Below are 18040 nucleotides of genomic sequence, written 5' to 3' on the forward strand. Positions count from 1 at the left end.
GGGCCCTCACCGGGGACGGCGGCCCAGCATCGGCCGGGAAGGACGGCCGGTGGCTGCGCGCCGAGTCCGACATCCCCGCCCAGTACCGCGACCTGATCGTCAAGGCGGGCACCTGGTGCGAGATGCCCGGCCTCAGCCCCGCCCTGATCGCCGCGATGCTCAAGGCGGAGAGCAACTTCAACCCGAAACTGTCCGACCCGGCCAAGGACGAGTACGGCATCGCACGGTGGACGCCCAGCGTCCTCGTGTCCTGGCAGCCGGGCGGCCTCGACAACCCCGAGCCGAGGCCCGAGGAGATCACCCCGGAACTGTCGATCCCGGCGATGGGCCGCTTCCTGTGCTACTGGGGCAAGGACCTGAAGAACGTCCCGGGCGACCCGGCGCTGAACCTCGCCGCGACGTACCGCAGCTCGTCCAAGACGGTGGTCAAGGAGGGCGGCGTCCCCGCAAGGTTCAAGCCGTACACGAACAAGGTCAACCACTACCTCCAGAACTACCGCCCCCGCTGACGCGGTGACACGACCCACGCCCGCCCGGGCGCACGTTCATGTGCCGTAGACGGGTTCGGGATTCGGGGCCTTTGCCAGCAGGGCATTGACCGCTTCGCCCATCTCGGACGGGTTCCAGCGGGCGCCCTTGTCGGTGGACGGGCCGTGGCGGAAGGCGTCCATGACGCAGATCTTTCCGGCCTCGGCCTCGAAGATCCGTCCGGTGACGTTCCGGGACTCCGCGGAGCCCAGCCAGACGACGAGGGGTGAGACGTTCTCGGGGGCCATGGCGTCGAATTCGCCTTCGGCGGGGGCGGCCATGGTCTGGGCGAAGACGTCTTCGGTCATGCGGGTGCGGGCGGCGGGGGCGATGGCGTTGACCGTCACGCCGTAGCGGGCCAGTTCGGCGGACGCCACGAGCGTCAGGCCGACGATGCCTGCCTTGGCGGCGGAGTAGTTGCCCTGGCCGACGCTGCCCAGCAGGCCCGCGCCGGATGAGGTGTTGATGACGCGGGCGTCGACTGGGCGGTTCGCCTTGCTCTCGGCGCGCCAGTGCCTGCCCGCGTGTTTGAGGGGCAGGAAGTGGCCCTTGAGGTGGACGCGCATGACCGCGTCCCACGCGTCCTCGTCCAGGTTGATCAGCATGCGGTCGCGGAGGAAACCGGCGTTGTTGACGAGGGTGTCGAGGCGTCCGAAGGTGTCGAGCGCGGTGGTGATCAGGGATGCGGCGCCGTCGTCGGTGGCGATGTCGGCGGTGTGGGCCACGGCCTGGCCGCCCAGGGATCGGATCTCCTGGACGACGTCGTGCGCCGGTCCCGAGGAGGCGCCGCCGGTGCCGTCGCGGGCCACGCCCAGGTCGTTGACGACGACGTGGGCGCCCTGGCGGGCGAACTCCAGGGCGTGCGCGCGGCCCAGGCCGCGTCCCGCGCCGGTGATGGCGACGACTCGCTCCTTGCAGATCATCGCTCTTCCTTGTTGACGGTGGCGGCGTCCAGGAAGGCGGGGCGCTCTCCCCCGCCGTGCAGCAGCATCGTCGAGCCGGTGACGTAGGAGGCGAGGTCGGACGCCAGGAACACGCAGGCGGCACCCACCTCGTAGGGGTCGGCGAGGCGGCCCAGGGGGACGGTGTCCGCGACGGCCTGGACGCCTGCCTCGTCCCCGTAGTGCAGGTGCGAGAGTTCGGTGCGGACCATGCCGAGCGTGAGCGCGTTGACGCGGATGTCGGGCGCCCATTCGACGGCCAGGGACTGGGTGAGGTTGTGCAGGCCGGCCTTGGCGGCGCCGTAGGCGGCGGTGCCGGGCGAGGGGCGCACGCCGCTCACGCTGGAGATGTTGATGACCGAGCCGCCGCCGTGTTCGAGCATGCGCGGGCGGAGGGCGCGCGCCATGATCAGCGCGGCCGTCAGGTTCAGCTCGATGATCTTGATGTGGGTGCGGACGGGGCCGTCGGCGATCGGCAGGAACGGGGCGCCGCCCGCGTTGTTGACCAGGACGTCGACGTGGTCGAGGCCGTCGGCGAAGGCCTGCGCGGCGTCCGGGTCGCGGGCGTCGAGGGACACGAACCTCGCGGTCCGGCCGCCCGCCTCGGGCAGCGTCTCCGGCTCGCGGCGGGCGACCGCGACGACGTCGGCGCCCGCGTCCAGGAGGGCGCGGCTGATGCCCGCGCCGACCCCGCGAACGCCCCCGGTGACCACGGCGGTCCTGCCGCCCAGGTCGAGCGTCAATGACATCCCGCCTCCTCTGAGAGCCTCTGCTACCTTCTGTTCTAACAAATGTTTGGTGGAAAGGTAGCGCATGGGAGTCTCCACCACGACCCTGGACGGGGTCGCCGAGATCGTCGTGGACGCGCCGCCGGTCAACGCGCTCCCCGTCGCGGGCTGGTACGAGCTGGCCGATGCGGTGCTCGCGGCGGGCCGCGATCCGGAGGTCGGCGCGGTCCTGCTCCGCGCGGAGGGACGGGGCTTCAACGCGGGCGTCGACATCAAGGAGATGCAGCGCACGGAGGGCCATGCCGCTCTGGTCGGCGCCAACCGCGGCTGCTTCGCGGCGTTCGCCGCCGTGTACGACTGCGAGGTTCCGGTCGTCGCCGCCGTGCACGGGTTCTGCCTCGGAGGCGGCGTCGGGCTCGCTGGCAACGCCGACATCGTCGTCGCCTCGCACGACGCCTATTTCGGGCTGCCCGAGGTCGATCGGGGCGCGCTCGGCGCCGCCACCCATCTGGCGCGGCTCGTCCCGCAGCATCTCATGCGCGCGATGGTCTACACGTGCCGGAACGTCACGGCCGATGAGCTGCACCATTACGGGTCGGTGCTGGAGCTCGTCCCCCGGGAGCGGTTGCGCGACAAGGCCCTGGAGATCGCGGCGGAGATCGCCGCCAAGGACCGGTACGTGATCCGGCGCGCCAAGGAGTCGCTGAACGGGATCGACCCGGTCGACGTCAAGCGCAGCTACCGCTACGAGCAGGGATTCACGTTCGAGCTCAACCTGGTCGGCGCCGGGGACGAGCACCGCGACGCCTTCGTCGCGAAGGGGGCCGAGTGAGCGGCAAGGTGATGTCGGCCGAGGAGGTCGCCGGGTCGCTGGAGAGCGGCATGACGGTCGGGATCGGCGGCTGGGGGTCGCGGCGCAAGCCGATGGCGCTCGTCCGGGCGATCCTCCGGTCCCCCGTCACCGACCTGACCGTCGTGACGTACGGGGGGCCGGAGGTCGGGCTGCTGTGCGCGGCGGGCAAGATCCGGCGGCTCGTGACCGCGTTCGTCACCATGGACTCGATCCCGCTGGAGCCGCATTTCCGGCGCGCGCGGGAGTCCGGGGCGATCGAGCTGACCGAGTACGACGAGGGCATGTTCATGTTCGGGCTCTACGCGGCGGCGCACCGGCTGCCGTTCCTGCCCACGCCGGTCGGGCTCGGTTCGGACGTGATGAAGGTCAACCCGGAGCTGAAGACCGTCAGGTCTCCCTATGAGGACGGGCGCGAGCTCGTCGCCGTGCCCGCGCTGACGATGGACGTGGCGCTCGTGCACATGAACCGTGCCGACGCTCGCGGCAACGCCCAGTACCTCGGGCCCGACCCCTACATGGACGACCTTTTCGCCAAAGCCGCCGACCGCACGTATGTGTCATGCGAGCGCCTCGTCGACACCGCCGAATTCGCCAAGGAAGGGCCCGTGCAGTCGCTGCTGATCAGCCGGGCGCAGGTCACGGGTGTGGTGGAGACGCCGAACGGCGCGCATTTCACCGACTGCGCGCCCGACTTCGGACGGGACGAGCCGTTCCAGAACCTCTATGCGCAGTCGGCCGCCGATCCGGAGAAGTGGGCGGCGTTCCGGAAGCGGTTCCTCGCCGGTGATGAGGCCGCCTACCAGGAGGCCGTCTGCGTCTGGCAGGAGGAAAATCGGTGAGCGACGCGACCAGGGCGGAGGTGTGCGCGGCGGCGTGCGCCGACCTGTTCCGCGGCGACGGGGAGATCGTCGCGGCGGCCGTGGCCGGGTTCGTGCCGATGCTCGGGTCGCGGCTGGCGCGGGCCACGTTCGCGCCCCAGCTGCTGACCACCGACGGGGGGCCGTCGCTGAGCGCCGAGCCCGTTCCGCTGGGGTCGCCTGCGGCGGTCGCCGAGGGGTGGCTGCCGTTCCGGGATCATCTGTGGCTCGTCCTGAACGGGCGGCGGCACGTGGTGATGGGGCCGAGCCAGATCGACGCGCACGGCAACACCAACATCTCGTGCATCGGGGATTGGGAGCGTCCGTCGCGGCAGCTTCTCGGGGTGCGCGGCGGGCCCGGCAACACGCTGCTGAACCCTACGAGCTACTGGGTGCCGAAGCACTCGACGCGGGTGTTCACCGCGAAGGTCGACATGGTGAGCGGCGTCGGCTGGGACCGGGGCGCGCACGAGATCCGCGCCGTGGTCAGCAACCTCGCCGTGCTCGACTTCGCCACCCCGGACAAGCGGATGCGCCTTCGGTCCGTGCATCCCGGTGTGCGGGTCGGCGATGTGGTGGCGGCCATGGGGTTCGAGCTCGTCGTCCCAGAGCAGGTGCCGGAGACCCGCCTGCCGGACGCTGAGGAGCTGCGGATCATGCGCGAAGTGCTCGATCCGAAGGGGCTGCGGGAGCGGGAGGTCCCGTCCTGATGGAGCAGGTGCTCGACACTCCGCTGACGCGGCTGACGGGCGTGCGGCATCCGGTCGTCCAGACGGGCATGGGCTGGGTGGCGGGCCCGCGGCTCGTGACCGCCGTCGCGAACGCCGGTGGCCTCGGGATCCTGGCGTCGGCGACGATGACGCTCGACCAGCTCGCCGCCGCGATCCACGAGGTCAAGGACCGCACGGACGCGCCGTTCGGCGTCAACCTCCGGGCCGACGCCGGAGACGCGGGCGACCGCATCGACCTCCTCATCAAGGAGGGCGTCTCGGTCGCCTCGTTCGCCCTCGCGCCCAAGAAGGAGCTGATCGCCAGGCTGAAGGACGCGGGCCTGGTCGTGATCCCGTCCGTCGGGGCGCGGCGGCACGCGGAGAAGGTCGCGGGATGGGGCGCTGACGCCGTGCTCGTGCAGGGCGGCGAGGGCGGCGGGCACACCGGCGCCGTCGCGACGACGCTGCTGCTCCCCCAGGTCGTGGACGCGGTCGACATCCCGGTGATCGCCGCAGGCGGCTTCTTCGACGGGCGCGGGCTCGCCGCCGCGCTGGCGTACGGGGCGGCGGGCGTCGCGTTGGGAACCCGGTTCCTGCTCACGTCCGACAGCCCCGTCCCGGACGCGGTCAAGCAGGTCTACCTGCGGACGGGCGAGACCGTGGTGACCCGGCAGGTGGACGGCATGCCGCACCGGGTGCTGCGCAGCGGGCTGGTCGACGCGCTGGAAGGGTCCGGACGGGTCGGCGGCCTGCTCAGGGCGCTGCGCAACGGGGCGCGGTTCAAGAAGCTGTCCGGCATGTCGTGGCGCGAGATGATCGCCGACGGGAAGGCGATGAAGCACGGCAAGGACCTGTCGTGGTCGCAGGTCCTGATGGCCGCCAACACCCCGATGCTGCTGAAGGCGGCGATGGTGGACGGCCGCCCCGACCTGGGCGTGATGGCGGCCGGGCAGGTCGTCGGCGTCATCGACGACCTGCCCTCCTGCGGCGAGCTGATCGACGGCGTCGTGCGGCAGGCGGCCGAGGCCATCGCCGCTCAGCGGGCGCTGCTCGTCCCGCGTCAGTAGCGGCCGCCGACCGGCGCGGGGACGCCGTCGAGGTCGGCCAGGTCGGCGGGGGTGAGGCCCAGGTCGGCGGCGACCGCCTTGACGACGTCCACGACGCGCAGGTTGGCCTTCAGCGCCTCCGCCTGGAAGCGCGTGTTGCGGCCGCGGAAGTCCGTGGCCTCGACAGCGACAGCTCCGACTGGACGGCCGCGCACTGGAGGGTGATCGCCCCGGGACTTTCGGCGAATGCGCTCTCAGAGGCGTTCGAGGATGGTGGTGTTGGCCTGGCCGCCGCCTTCGCACATGGTCTGGAGGCCGTAGCGGCCGCCGGTGCGTTCCAGCTCGTGCAGGAGGGTGGTCATGAGGCGGGCGCCGGTGGCGCCGAGGGGGTGGCCGAGGGCGATGGCGCCGCCGTTGGGGTTGACCTTCGCCGGGTCGGCGCCGGTCTCCTTGAGCCAGGCGAGGACGACCGGGGCGAACGCCTCGTTGATCTCGACGGAGTCGATGTCGTCCATGGTCAGGCCGGTCTTCTTGAACGCGTGCGCGGTGGCGGGGATCGGCGCGGACAGCATGCGGATGGGGTCCTCGCCGCGGGCCGAGATGTGGTGGACGCGGGCGCGCGGCGTGAGGCCGTGGTCCCTGACGGCCTGCTCGGAGGCGATGAGGAGCGCGGCGGCGCCGTCGGATATCTGGGACGAGACCGCCGCGGTGAGGCGCCCGCCGTCCACAAGGGTCTTGAGGCCCGCCATCTTCTCCAGGGACGTGTCGCGGCGCGGGCCCTCGTCGGTGGCGACGTCCTCGAACGGGACGATCTCGCGCGCGAACCGGCCCTCGTCGATCGCGCGGATCGCGCGCCGGTGCGACTCGTAGGCGAACGCCTCCATGTCCTCGCGGGCGATGTCCCAGTCGCGGGCGATCATCTCGGCGCCGTTGAACTGGGAGACCTCGGCGTCGCCGTAGCGGCGCGTCCAGCCGGCGGAGCCGTGGAAGGGGCCCCGGGTGAAGCCGAGCGGCTCGGCGGCGGTCATCGCGAACGCGATCGGGATCTGCGACATGTTCTGCACGCCGCCCGCCACGACCAGGTCGGACGTTCCGGACAGCACGGCCTGCGCGGCGAAATGCACGGCCTGCTGCGACGAGCCGCACTGCCGGTCGACGGTCACGCCCGGCACCTCCTCGGGCAGCCCGGCGGCGAGCCAGCAGGTGCGGGCGATGTCCCCGGCCTGCGGGCCGACCGCGTCGACGCAGCCGAACACGACGTCCTCGACCGCGGCCGGGTCGACGCCGGTGCGCTCCATCAGCGCGGTCAGCACGTGCGCGCCGAGGTCGGCGGGGTGCACGCCGGACAGGCCGCCGCCGCGCCGCCCGACGGGCGCGCGCACCGCGTCGACGATGTACGCCTCGGCCATGGGTGTCTCCTTCGTTCGGGGGTCAGCTCGCCTGGATGCCTTCGAGGAACATGGCGAGGTACTGCTTGGCGATGTCGTCGGCGGACAGCCGCCCGCCGCGCTTGTACCAGTTCGCGGCGACCCAGACGGTGTCGCGGATGTACCGGTAGACGAGGTCGGGGTCGAGGTCGGAGCGGAACGCGCCCTCCTCGACGCCCCGGCGCAGCAGGTCGAGCCACATCTCCTCGAACCGGCGCCGGGAGTCGTTCAGGTAGCGGAACCGCTCGCTGGTCGCGAGGTGCTTGGACTCGTTCTGGTAGAGGACGACGGCGGGACGGTGCCGGTCGATCACCCGGAACGACTCGACGACGATCTGTTCGAGCGTGTCGCGGGCGCTGAGCCCCGCCGCGAGGACGCGGTCGTAGCCGGCCCACATGTCGTCCAGGAACGTCGACAGGATCTCGTCGGCCATCGCCTCCTTGGAGTCGAAGTGGTAGTAGAGGCTGCCGCCGAGGATCCCGGCGGCGTCGGCGACCTTGCGGACGGTGGTCGCGGAGTAGCCCTGGGAGGCGAACACCTCGGCGGCCGTGGCGAGCAGTTCCGCCCGCCGTCCCGCGCGGGCGGCGGCGGTGCCCTCGGTGTCGCGCCGTCGTGGACTCATCAGTTCGGTTTCCTATGGGTGCTGGGAGGAGACGGAGACGACCTCGCCCGTCATGTACGAGGAGTAGTCGCCGGCCAGGAAGACGATGACGTTGGCCACCTCCCATGGTTCCGCATACCGGCCGAACGCCTCGCGGCGCGTCAGCTCGTCCAGGAGGTCTTCGGACGTCACCTTGACGAGATGCGGGTGCATGGCGAGGGACGGTGACACGGCGTTGATCCGGACGCCGTACTCGGCGGCCTCCAGCGCGGAGCAGCGGGTCAGGGCCATCACCCCGGCCTTGGCGGCGGCGTAGTGCGACTGCCCCTTCTGCGCCCGCCATCCGATCACCGACGCGTTGTTGACGATCACGCCCGAGCCCTGGCCGCGCATGACGCGGAGGGCGGCGCGGGTGCAGCGCATGGTGCCGGTGAGGGTGATGTCCAGGACGCGTCCCCACTGCTCGTCGGTCATGTCGACCAGGTCGGCCGTCCCGCCGAGGCCCGCGTTGTTGACGGCGACGTCGACGCGTCCGAAGCGCTCGACGGCGAGGGCGTAGAGGGCCTGGACCTGCTCCTCGGACGTGACGTCGCAGGGCAGCGAGGCGACCCGGTCCGCGCCGAACTCCTTCTCCAGTGCTTCGGCGGACGCGCGGAGCCGCCGCTCGTGCGCGTCGGAGATCAGGACGCGGGCGCCCTCCTCCAGGCAGCGGCGGGCGGTGGCGCCGCCGATCCCGGCCCCCGCCGCCGCGGTGATCACGACGGCGCGGTCCTTGAGGAGGTCGTGCCCGGGGACGTAGTTCGGGGTCATCCGCGTGCCTCCCTGCTTGCGGTCGGTTCACGGGGCAGGCCGAGCACGCGCTCGGCGATGATGTTGCGCTGGATCTCGTTCGACCCGGCGTAGATCGTGTCGGCGCGGGAGAACAGGAAGAGGCGCTGCCAGTCGTTCAGGTCGTAGGGTTCGCCGTCCGCGACGAGCCCCGCGGCGCCCAGGATGTCCATGGCGAGCTCGCCCAGTTCCCGATGCCAGGTGCCCCAGACGAGCTTGGAGATGGACGACTCGGGCCCGGGCGCCCCGGCGGCGACGCCCGCCATGGTGCGCACCGCGTTCAGCCGCATGATCTCCAGCCCCATGTACGCCCTGGTCAGCCGGTCGCGCAGCAGCGGATCGTCGAGCGCCCCGGTGCGCCGGGCCAGGTCGGCGACGCCCTCGAACTCGCGCCGGAAGCCGACCTGCTGGCCGAGCGTCGCGACGCCCCGCTCGAACCCGAGGGTGGCCATCGCGATCGTCCAGCCCTCGCCGGGCGCGCCGACGATGTTGGACGCGTCCGTGCGGGCGCCGTCGAAGAACACCTCGTTGAACTCGGAGGTGCCGGTGAGCTGGACGATCGGCCGGATGTCGACGCCGTCCTGCCGCATCGGGACGAGCAGGTACGACAGGCCGCGGTGGCGGGACGAGCCCGGCTCGGTGCGGCAGACGGCGAAGCACCAGTCCGATTCGAGGGCCAGCGACGTCCAGACCTTCTGGCCGTTGATCACCCAGTGGCCGCCGTCGAGTTCGGCGCGGGTCTGCACGTTGGCGAGGTCGGAGCCCGCGTCCGGTTCGGAGTAGCCCTGGCACCACAGCTCCTCGACGGCGACGATCGGCGGCAGGAAGCGGGCCCGCTGCTCGTCGGTGCCGAACGCGATGATCGTGGGGCCGAGCAGGTTCTCGCCGATGTGGCCGACCCGGGCGGGGGCGCCGGCCAGCGCGTACTCCTCGTTGAAGATCACCTGCTGCCGGACGGTGGCCCCGCGCCCGCCGTGCTCCTCGGGCCAGCCGACGCACGTCCAGCCGGCGGCGGCCATGTGCCGCTCCCAGGCGAGCCGCTCCTCGAACGCCTCGTGCTCGCGGCCGGGACCGCCGAGCCCGCGGGCGTGCGCGAACTCGCCCGCCAGGTTCGCGCGGAGCCAGCCGCGGACCTCGGCGCGGAACGCCCGGTCCGCCGGGGACTCGTTCTCCTTCACCCCGCGAACTCTACCAAACACTTGTTAGAAAGAATCGCCCTCCAGGGCGGGCTCCTTCGCCGGCGCCGCGCGCCCCGAGGGTTCCGCGTGCTCGTCCGCGTCGTCGCCGGACGGGAGATCGCGGTACAGGAGGTCGAACAGGCGGTCCCAGCGCTCGAGGACCGTGTCCGGGTGGAACCGCAGTACCGAGGCGCGGGCCTGGGCTCCGAGGGCGCGGCGCAGGTCCCGGTCCTCGATGAGGCGTTCCAGCTCTTGGGCGAACGCGGCGGTGTCGCCCGGTTCCACCAGGGCCCCGGTCCGCTCGTCCAGCAGGGCCCGGACGCCCGGCGCGCAGTCGAACGCGACCGTCGGGAGCCCGTAGGCCATCGCCTCCAGCACCGACATCGGGAAGCCCTCGGCCCGCGACGGCAGCGCGAAGACCGACGCCTCGACGAGCGCCTCCTCCACGTCCGTGACCACGCCCCTGAACTCCACGGACCCGCGCAGCCCGCGCCCGCCGAGCAGCCCGGCCGTCGCCGCCTGCACCTTCAGCCGCTCGGCGTCCGGCCCGTCGCCGTAGACGTGCAGCCGCCAGCCCGGATGGAGCGCGGAGACCCGTTCCCACGCCTCCAGCATCAGGTCCACGCCCTTCTCGTAGGAGAGGCGGCCGACGCACGCCACGACGGGGAGGTCGAGCGTGGGATGGACGTCCGGCGCGACGTGCAGGGCGTTGGGGATGTGGTCGACGTTGGTCATGCCGTCCCGGGCCCAGGCGTCGGCGTCCTCGGCGGTGAGCACGAGCATCCGGTCGGCGTCCGCGTAGTGCTCCCTGACCCGGGCGTACCGCGACGACGCGCGGGTCGCCGCGTACGACTCGTGGCTCATGCCCACGACCCGCAGCCCGGAGGTGTCGGCCAGCCGGACCCACTCCATCGCCCAGACCTGCGCCGCGATCACGACCGAGCCGGGCCGGGCGCCCGCGAACAGCTCCGACAGGCGGGCGGCGCCGCGCCGCTGGACGGCCCGACGCCACAGGTCACGGGCGCGCGCCGGCGCGTCCAGGCGCTGCCGGAGCGTCGCCGGGCGCCGGGCCATCGCGGGCGGGCGCCATTCCCGGTGCAGCACCTCGACGGCGTAGGAGCCGTCCCGGCCGTGGTGGTACGGCCGCGTCCCGCGGGTGATCCCGACGAGCGTGACGCGGTCGCCGCGCCCGGCGAGCAGCCGCGCCAGGTGATGCGCCCAGCGTTGCAGGCCGCCCATGTCGTCGGCGTTGTTGCACACGATGAAGACGTCACGCGGTGCGGCCATGGTCATCCCCCCTCTGGCGCGGCCGGGCGGCCGGGAAACAGCGGTCCGCGACCGTGCGGGCCGCGGTGCCGCGATCGTGCTCGCCGAACCGCTCGGCGAACGCGCGGCGGCGGGGGGCGTGCGCGGCGTCGGTGCCGTCGAGGGCGGCGAGCGCGGCGACGAGCTCGTCCTCGGTGCGGGTGATCGGGCCGGGGGCGTGCCGTTCGAGGTCGAAGTAGCCGGCGGCGCGGTCCCGGCCGTCCGGGAGGTGCAGGACGATCGGCCGGTCGAGCAGCGCGAAGTCGAACATGATCGAGGAGTGGTCGGTGATCAGCGCGTCCGCGAGGAGGAGCAGCGGGACGGCGTCGGGCACGTGGCCGACGTCCCGCATGACCCCGTCCGCGCCCGGCGGGAGGTTGGCGCGGCACAGGTAGTGCGGCCGGACGAGGAGCACGAACTCCTCCCCCAGCTCCCGCGCGAACACCCCGGGGGCGATGGGCGGCTCCAGCAGCCGGACCGGGCGGCCCTTCGGCCCGGTGGCGAACGTCGGCGCGTACAGGACGGCGCGGCGCCCGTCGCCCGCGTCCAGGCCGAGCGAGCGGCGGAGCGCGCCGACCTCTGCGGCCAGCTCCGGATCGCCGTCCACGCCGTTGACCAGCGGATCGTTGCGCGGATACCCGGCCGGAAGCAGCTCGGACCGGACGCCGAGCCCCGCGCACAGCGTCTCCACGTCGTGCCCGGACCGGACGAGGAAGCAGTCGAACCGCTCCGCCATCCGCCGCAGCCGGGCGCGTTCCGCGGCCGGGCCGCTCTTGATCCGCGGCTGGTCCTGGCCCATCAGCTTGAACGCCGACCCGTGCCAGGTCTGGATGTAGGTGGTCTCGGGGCGCTTGCGGAGACCGTCCGGAAAGCCCTGGTTGTCGATCCAGTACCGGGCCCGCGCGAGCGCCAGGAAATAGGCCCACGACCCGCGCCGCACCAGCTTCGCGTCCTGGGGAAAGCCTTTCGGGGACGACGCGTACGACCACACGGCCTCCACCGGCCGCCCCGACCTGCGCAGCTCCCGGTAGATGTACTTGGGGTTGTCCGAGTAATGCCTGCCCATATGACTCTCGAAGACCGCCAGGCCCGGCCGGACGGGCAGCCGGCTGAGCACGCGGTTGAACACGGCGATCTTGGTCTTGCGGGACGTCAGCGTGCGGCGGACGGCCTTCTCCGTCCGGCGGGCCCGCCGCGCCAAGGCCCGCCACGCCAGCCGCCCGGCAGGGGACGTGACGGCGCGCCGCGCCGCGGCCCCCGCGAGCCGCGCCCACGGCGTGCCCGTCTCCAGGGAGAACGCCAGATGGCCCCCGGCGGTGACGTAGGAGCGGAGCCGGTCGGCGGCGAGCCTCGTCAACCGGGGCCGGACCGGCAGCTCGACGCCGCCCAGCGGCGGCGACCCGGGGCCCTCGCCGAGCCGGGTGACCATGTCCTCGCCGTCCACCCGGACGCGCAGGCGCACGTCCCAGACCGGATCGAGGAACCCGACCGGCCGGATGCGCCGCCGCGGATCGAACGCGGCCCGCCAGGCGAGCCGGTCCCCCTCGTGCCGGACGGCCGCCCGGACCCGTCCCTTCCGGGCCCGGTGCCGCCGGTCGCCGAACTCCAGCGTGGCCGACAGCCGCGCGTCCGGGCGGATCCGGCCCAGCGGGTTCAGCACGTACCCGGCCATCCGGACGCGCCCGCCCCGCGCCTCCAGCCGCGTCACCGTGTTCGCCGGACGCAGGTCCCTGAGCGGCCGCAGATGGAAGCCGAAGTCGGTGACGTCCAGGATGCGGCGCCCCAGCGTCCCGCGCGGGCGGCCGGTGCCCCAGAACACCCGCCCGTCCCGCTCCACGAGCTGCGCGCGCAGCTCCGGCCGCTTGACGGCGCCGCCGTGCTCGGCGGCGGCGAGCGCGGCCGCATGGTCGCCCTCGCGGATCAGGTACGCGGCGATCGCGGGCAGCGGATGGGCCTCCTCGAACACCCGGGGATCGAGCTCGGCCAGGTAGCCCGCCGCCAGGTCGAGGAAACGCGACCGGTAGGCGGGGTCCCGGTCGCGGAGCTCGCGCAGGTAGAGGGCGAGATCGTGGTTGACGAACTTGACGTCCTTGGCGCGGCGCAGGTCGTAGGCGCCGCGCAGCGCGAACAGCATGTCGATGCGGCGGTGGATCTCCAGCCGGTCGGCGAAGTTGGCGAGGTCGGCGCGCCGGTTGGAGATCGATGGCGCGGGCGCCCGCTCCCGCACCAGCCAGTTGTAGACGCGGTGCGGGATCAGCGCCGTCCGCCCGGCCGCCAGGTACGCCTCCGCGGTGAACAGCAGGTCCTCGTAGTGGAGCCCCTCGACGAAGCGCAGGCCGTGCTCTACCAGGAAATCGCGCCGGTACGCCTTGTTGGTCGACAGCGTGTCGTAGAGGAGCTCGGGGTGCTCCCGCAGCGGCCCGTAGACGGCACTTCGCCGGTAGAGCCACGGATACCAGGGGCGGACGCGTCCCTTCGCGCCGGGCGGGACGTCCAGGAAGATCCGGTCGCACAGCCCGGAGGCGAGGTCGGCGCCCGCGTCCTCGGCGGCGGCGAACAGGTTGAGGCAGGCGTGCCGGTCCAGCAGGTCGTCGCTGTCGAGGAACATCACGTACCGTCCGGCCGCCGCCTCGATCCCGGTGTTGCGGGGCCGCCCGCAGCCGCCGGAGTTGGACGCCAGGTGGACGGCGCGGACCCGTCCCGGATGCGCGGCGGCGAGCCGGTCGGCGGCCTCGCCGGTCCCGTCGGTGCTCGCGTCGTCGACGATCACCGTCTCGACGCCGCCCAGCGACTGCCCCAGCGCGGAGGCGACCGCCCGCGGCAGCCGCCGCGCGTCGTTGTAGGCGATCACGACGACGGTGACGTCCGGGCGCACCCGCATGGGTCCCCCTCCCCGCGCGTCCCGGGCCCCTTACCGGACGCGTGCACGGATTCCTTTCCCGGAACGCCGTGGTGAGGTCCAAGAACGATCAAAGGCTGTCAATGCTTGGCATTACCCGCCTTCGGCGGCGCCATGGGAGACATCCCCCTGCAACGCCCGAAGGCGCCCGGCCGAAACCGGACGCCTTCGGATGAGGTCGTTCAGATCACGCGGTCCACGCGACCCGGATCAAGCGATCCGGAAGCGCCGCCATGGTAGCCATTCGGAACCGCGCGTGCGGAGGGTCAGGACGCGTAGTCGGGGTAGCCGTAGCCGACGATCTCGGACTTGTCGCGGGTCTTCTTCTTCACCGCGTTCTCGGTGTTGCCCTCGACGGTGTTGACGGTGCCGTTCCCGTTGTCCTTCACGACGAGGCCGACGTGGTCGATGTCGCCGATCTTGCCGCGCGAGCCCTTGTCCCAGTCGAAGAACACCACGGCACCGGGCTTGGCGGCCTTGCCCCAGCGGTCGGTCTTCTTGAACCACGTGGCGTGCTGGACGGTGTAGGCGTCCCAGCCCATGTTCTTCACGCCGGTCTGGGCGCCGAGCCAGGAGACGAACATGTTGCACCACTGCGCGCCCTTGTAGTCGTTGACGGAGAAGCCTCCGTCACGCTCGGCGGTCGCGGCGGCGTGCGGGGTCGACACGTACCACTTGTGGAACTTGGTCATGCCGCCCTTGCCCTCGGAGATGCCGACCTGCTTCTCCGCGAGCTTGATCACTTCATTGGCCTTGATCGCGCGCGGCGGGACCTTGTAGCCCAGCTCGCGGGCCTCGGTGGCCGAGAGCGTCCCGGCCTTCCCGGCCTTGGCGGCCTTGACGGGCAGGCCCCCCTTCTCGGCGACCGCGGCCGCCTGGGCCGAGGTCTCGGCCACGGCGCCGCCGCCGGCGAGCGGGTTGACGACCGCGAGCCCGACGGCTCCCGCGAGGACGGCGCCCACGGCGACGCCGACGGCCTTGTCCTCGGGCGTGAGGGTCTTCAGGGAAAGTCGATCGAAACGACCGGTCATGCGGGGAATCTCCTTGTCTCCCATGACGCCTACCGGGTTAGCTGACGGATTCGGGCATGGAAGCAGCCCTACGGCGCGACTCTCGGACGCGCCGATTCACCCCTGGAACCTTGGGTCCCCGGCTCCGTTCCGGTCGGGTGGACCGGGACGGACTCGGCCTCACACCGCATAGCGGTGCATTGCGGATAGATCTCAGTGACTGATCTTGATCTGAGCGCGCGCCTCGACGGGCGCGCATCGCGTGCGGGATCCGCTCCGCGATCCTCGGCCGCGCTTGGCACGGCCGGCGGCAACGCATGGGGTGCGTTGCGTGATTCGGTAAGAAGGTACCAACCTTGTCAAAGAAAGCAAACCAGGCACAAAACTCGGTCCGGCCCGATCAAAGCCCTCTCAAGGAAGCATCAACACGACCTGGGGCGGGCATGTTCCCGATCTTTCCAGAACTGCAGCTCAGCCCTTTGCCGGATGGGCTTACCGGGTACCGATCAAATGGTAAAGAAGATCCTTGTCATGGGACCCGGCGGCCGCCCGTCCCACCCTGTCAGGCCCGTCGGGGGCCCTTCCGGGTGAGGCGCACATCACACAGGGCGAGGATCGCAGGTCAAGAGTGGTGCCGGTCACTCCACGTGCAGGGCGAACATCGTGGTGTCGTCCGCCGCCCGGTCGTGCTCCATCCGCGCGAGGACGTCGTCCAGCATCCGCTCGGGCTGCATCGCGCAGTCCCGCAGGATGCCGGTGAGGCGGTCGATGCGCTCGTCCAGGTCGGCGTCCCTGCGCTCCACGAGGCCGTCGGTGTAGAGGAAGAGCATGTCGCCGGGGCTGAGCCGGGTCGTGATGGTCATGTAGTCCCAGTCGGGCACCGCGCCGAGCATCGGGTCGCGGACGACCTCCATCGGCACCGCGCGCCCGTCCCGGATCAGGATCGGCGGCGGATGCCCCGCGCACGTCCACTCCAGGACGCGCCCGCGCTGATCGAACTGGGCGATGACGGCGGTGCCCGTCGCCGGCGGGTCCATGCTGCTCACCAGCTCGTTCAGCCAGCCCACCAGCCGTCCGGGCGGCTCCTTCGTGCAGGACAGGCCCAGCAGGCCGTTCCGGGTGCGCGCCATCGACGCCGCCGCGGGCAGGCCGTGCCCGGCCGCGTCGCCGATCGCGAACAGCGACCGGCCCTCCGGGAACGCGCGGGTCGCGAACCAGTCGCCGCCGATGCGGGCGGTGCTCTCCGCCGCCAGGGCCCGGATCGCGATGCGCAGGCCCGGCAGCCGCTCCACCTCGTCCTCGTCCGGCAGGATCGCGCGGCGCAGCGTCACCGCGACCCGCCGCTCCTGCGCCATCCGCTCCTGCTGCTTCAGCATCTGCCGCCGGGTCTCCGCCAGCGCCCGCTCCACGCCGCGCCGCCGGGTGATGTCCTGCGAGACGATGTTGATCGACACCGGCAGCCCGGACTCGGCCAGCACCGGCTCGGCGAACACCCACAGGTGCCGCGGCGTCCCGTCCCGGCCCGTCACGCGGTGCTCGGCCTCCACCGGCTCGCGGCGCGAGAACATCGTCTGCACGGCCTCCTCGACGAGCGGGAGGTCGTCGTCGGCCACCAGCTTCGGCAGGTCGTGCGGCATCGGCGGCACCTCGTCGGGGCCGAGCCCGTAGTTGGCCAGCATCTGCGGCGTCCAGTCCGCCTCGCCGGTGGCGAGGTCCCACTCGCCGAACCCGATCAGCGCCAGCCGCTCGACCCGCTCCAGCCGCCGCACGATCCGATCCTCGCGGCGGTGGTAGCGCCAGGTCACGCACACCCCGGTCGGCACGCGGACGCACCGCACGCTCATCCGGGACGACCTGGACAGCCCGCGCTGCGCGGTCGTGTACTCGATCGAGGACCGCTCCAGCGGCTCCCCGCTCTCCAGCACCTCCACGTACTCGTCGAAGAGCCCGCTCAGCACGGCGCCGGGATCGGTCTGCAGCAGCCGGCGCCCGGCGAGCTCCTCCCGTCCCCGCCCGAACAGGTCGCGCGCGAGCCCGTTGAGATCGGCGAAAAGGAAGTCGGCCACATTGCCGTCCGGCCCCCTTACCGGCACCATGTGGGCGGACGCGTCGAGCGCCCCGGCGAGCACGGTCCGCGCCGCCGGGTCGTCCGGCAACCCGGCCAGGATCTCCGCGTCCGCCGCGGTGTCCTCGGCCGTGACCCGGCGCAGCACGTCCTCCGCCTGCGACAGCACGGCCTGGCGCTCCGCCGTGCCGCCCTCCGTCCGCGGCGGCCTGCGGCCCGCCGCCACGGCCCCGACCGGCCCGCCGCCCTCGTCCTTGACCAGCAAGGACGCCGCCTCGCTGAGCTCCATGTCCAGGTCGCGCGCGAGCCAGATCAGATGCTGCAGAGCCTCGCCGGGCGGCACCCCGAGCCGCCGCGCGAGCACGACCCGCGCCTCGGCCAGCACCGCCCGGTCGTGCGCGGCGTCCCGCAGGTCGTCAAGATCCGCAACGTGCACCCCGGGCTGCGCCCAGGTGCCCTCCGCATCCGCCAACCCTGTCCCCCGTTCGGCGTGGTGCCTGGGAGAAAAAAGCTACATACGTCAGTGACCAACAATCCGCTCAGAACAGTACAAATCACCCAGGTCTTTGCCCGATTTTTCCGTTCACACCCGGACTCGACCGGTGCCGGTGACCGTCACCGGAGACACCCGTTCCCCACCTTGTGACTCAGGTCACAGCAGTTGCCCGGTGAGCTCCGTGACCCGCGCCGCCGCCGCCCGGAACGACGTCCCCGCCGGATGCAGCGTCAGCACCACCACGATCCTGTCCCCCACCACCCCGGTGGTGTGCAGCACCGGCCGCCCGATCCCAAGATCCGGCCTTACCGCCACCTGTTGTACCTGCCGCCCGCGGCACGGCTCCGCCGGCGTGTCCCCGAACCCCGACCACCCCTGCTTCACGGCCCACGGCCTCGGCGCCGCCCGCGGAATCCCGAACGTCTGGTCGAACCCGTCCGTCCCGCACGGCGTCGACCTCCTCAGCTGCTCCAGCACGAACTCCCGCTGCGCTCCGGGCACGCGCTCCAGCAGATACCGGTACGTCCGCACCACGTCCCCGGCACTGAGCGCCGTATAGCCCCAGAAC

Annotated in this window: 16 protein-coding genes, 1 pseudogene and 1 riboswitch; of the genes and pseudogenes, 5 read left to right on the top strand and 12 right to left on the bottom strand. The window is 72.3% G+C overall.

The window, feature by feature from the left end; translation table 11 throughout:
* Positions 1-509: lytic transglycosylase domain-containing protein (locus E1264_RS43700; protein ID WP_165964383.1), on the top strand; the 509-nt coding region annotated here is incomplete at its 5' end.
* 36 nt (positions 510-545) lie between these two features.
* Here the strand turns inward: E1264_RS43700 and E1264_RS25685 are convergent.
* Both E1264_RS25685 and E1264_RS25690 read right to left on the bottom strand, forming a co-directional pair.
* Complete coding sequence (locus tag E1264_RS25685; RefSeq protein ID WP_132177848.1) at positions 546-1451, bottom strand: SDR family oxidoreductase; 906 nt, start codon at positions 1449-1451, stop codon at positions 546-548.
* The gene (locus E1264_RS25690) at positions 1448-2218 is read right to left on the bottom strand and encodes an SDR family oxidoreductase (protein WP_132177850.1); all 771 of its coding nucleotides are present in this window, start codon (positions 2216-2218) and stop codon (positions 1448-1450) included. Before E1264_RS25690 ends, E1264_RS25685 begins: the two co-directional genes overlap by 4 nt.
* Positions 2219-2282: 64 nt before the next feature.
* Between E1264_RS25690 and E1264_RS25695 the strand changes: the two genes are divergently transcribed.
* The 4 genes from E1264_RS25695 to E1264_RS25710 are packed head-to-tail and all read left to right on the top strand — an operon-like array spanning position 2283 to position 5684.
* The gene (locus E1264_RS25695; RefSeq protein ID WP_132177852.1) at positions 2283-3029 is read left to right on the top strand and encodes an enoyl-CoA hydratase family protein; all 747 of its coding nucleotides are present in this window, start codon (positions 2283-2285) and stop codon (positions 3027-3029) included.
* A gap of 11 nt (positions 3030-3040) precedes the next feature.
* On the top strand, positions 3041-3889 hold the full coding sequence (locus tag E1264_RS25700; RefSeq protein WP_132177872.1) for a CoA-transferase: 849 nt from the start codon (positions 3041-3043) through the stop codon (positions 3887-3889).
* Positions 3886-4617 (top strand): CoA-transferase, encoded by a 732-nt coding sequence (locus E1264_RS25705; protein WP_207936199.1) that lies wholly within the window; start codon positions 3886-3888, stop codon positions 4615-4617. Before E1264_RS25700 ends, E1264_RS25705 begins: the two co-directional genes overlap by 4 nt.
* Positions 4617-5684 (top strand): nitronate monooxygenase, encoded by a 1068-nt coding sequence (locus tag E1264_RS25710; RefSeq protein WP_132177856.1) that lies wholly within the window; start codon positions 4617-4619, stop codon positions 5682-5684. Before E1264_RS25705 ends, E1264_RS25710 begins: the two co-directional genes overlap by 1 nt.
* On the opposite strand, the gene E1264_RS25715 is transcribed toward E1264_RS25710, so the two are convergent.
* The 10 genes and pseudogenes from E1264_RS25715 to E1264_RS43705 all read right to left on the bottom strand — a co-directional run.
* The gene (locus E1264_RS25715) at positions 5678-5878 is read right to left on the bottom strand and encodes a hypothetical protein (RefSeq protein WP_207936201.1); all 201 of its coding nucleotides are present in this window, start codon (positions 5876-5878) and stop codon (positions 5678-5680) included. The genes E1264_RS25710 and E1264_RS25715 overlap by 7 nt on opposite strands.
* A gap of 39 nt (positions 5879-5917) precedes the next feature.
* Entirely contained in the window at positions 5918-7072 is a 1155-nt protein-coding gene (locus E1264_RS25720) for an acetyl-CoA C-acetyltransferase (RefSeq protein ID WP_132177858.1), read from the bottom strand.
* Between the two features lie 22 nt (positions 7073-7094).
* Positions 7095-7712, bottom strand: a complete 618-nt coding sequence (locus E1264_RS25725) for a TetR/AcrR family transcriptional regulator (protein ID WP_132177860.1) — start codon at positions 7710-7712, stop codon at positions 7095-7097.
* Positions 7713-7724: 12 nt separating this feature from the next.
* Positions 7725-8501 carry an SDR family oxidoreductase gene (locus tag E1264_RS25730; RefSeq protein ID WP_132177862.1) on the bottom strand — a complete coding sequence of 259 codons (777 nt, stop codon included), beginning with the start codon at positions 8499-8501 and terminating at the stop codon, positions 7725-7727.
* Positions 8498-9697 (bottom strand): acyl-CoA dehydrogenase family protein, encoded by a 1200-nt coding sequence (locus E1264_RS25735; protein ID WP_132177864.1) that lies wholly within the window; start codon positions 9695-9697, stop codon positions 8498-8500. Before E1264_RS25735 ends, E1264_RS25730 begins: the two co-directional genes overlap by 4 nt.
* Before the next feature lie 24 nt (positions 9698-9721).
* Complete coding sequence (locus tag E1264_RS25740; RefSeq protein ID WP_132177866.1) at positions 9722-10984, bottom strand: glycosyltransferase; 1263 nt, start codon at positions 10982-10984, stop codon at positions 9722-9724.
* Entirely contained in the window at positions 10968-13883 is a 2916-nt protein-coding gene (locus E1264_RS25745; protein ID WP_132177868.1) for a CDP-glycerol glycerophosphotransferase family protein, read from the bottom strand. The genes E1264_RS25740 and E1264_RS25745 overlap by 17 nt, the downstream gene beginning before the upstream one ends.
* A gap of 284 nt (positions 13884-14167) precedes the next feature.
* On the bottom strand, positions 14168-14932 hold the full coding sequence (locus E1264_RS25750) for a CHAP domain-containing protein (RefSeq protein WP_165964384.1): 765 nt from the start codon (positions 14930-14932) through the stop codon (positions 14168-14170).
* Between the two features lie 10 nt (positions 14933-14942).
* Positions 14943-15101, bottom strand: a riboswitch (cyclic di-AMP (ydaO/yuaA leader).
* A gap of 448 nt (positions 15102-15549) precedes the next feature.
* Entirely contained in the window at positions 15550-17448 is a 1899-nt protein-coding gene (locus tag E1264_RS25755; protein WP_165964385.1) for a SpoIIE family protein phosphatase, read from the bottom strand.
* A 180-nt stretch (positions 17449-17628) separates the two neighbouring features.
* A pseudogene (locus tag E1264_RS43705) lies at positions 17629-18040 on the bottom strand (hypothetical protein); the annotation flags it as partial.

The organism is Actinomadura sp. KC216 (assembly GCF_004348535.1).
GTDB lineage: Bacteria > Actinomycetota > Actinomycetes > Streptosporangiales > Streptosporangiaceae > Spirillospora.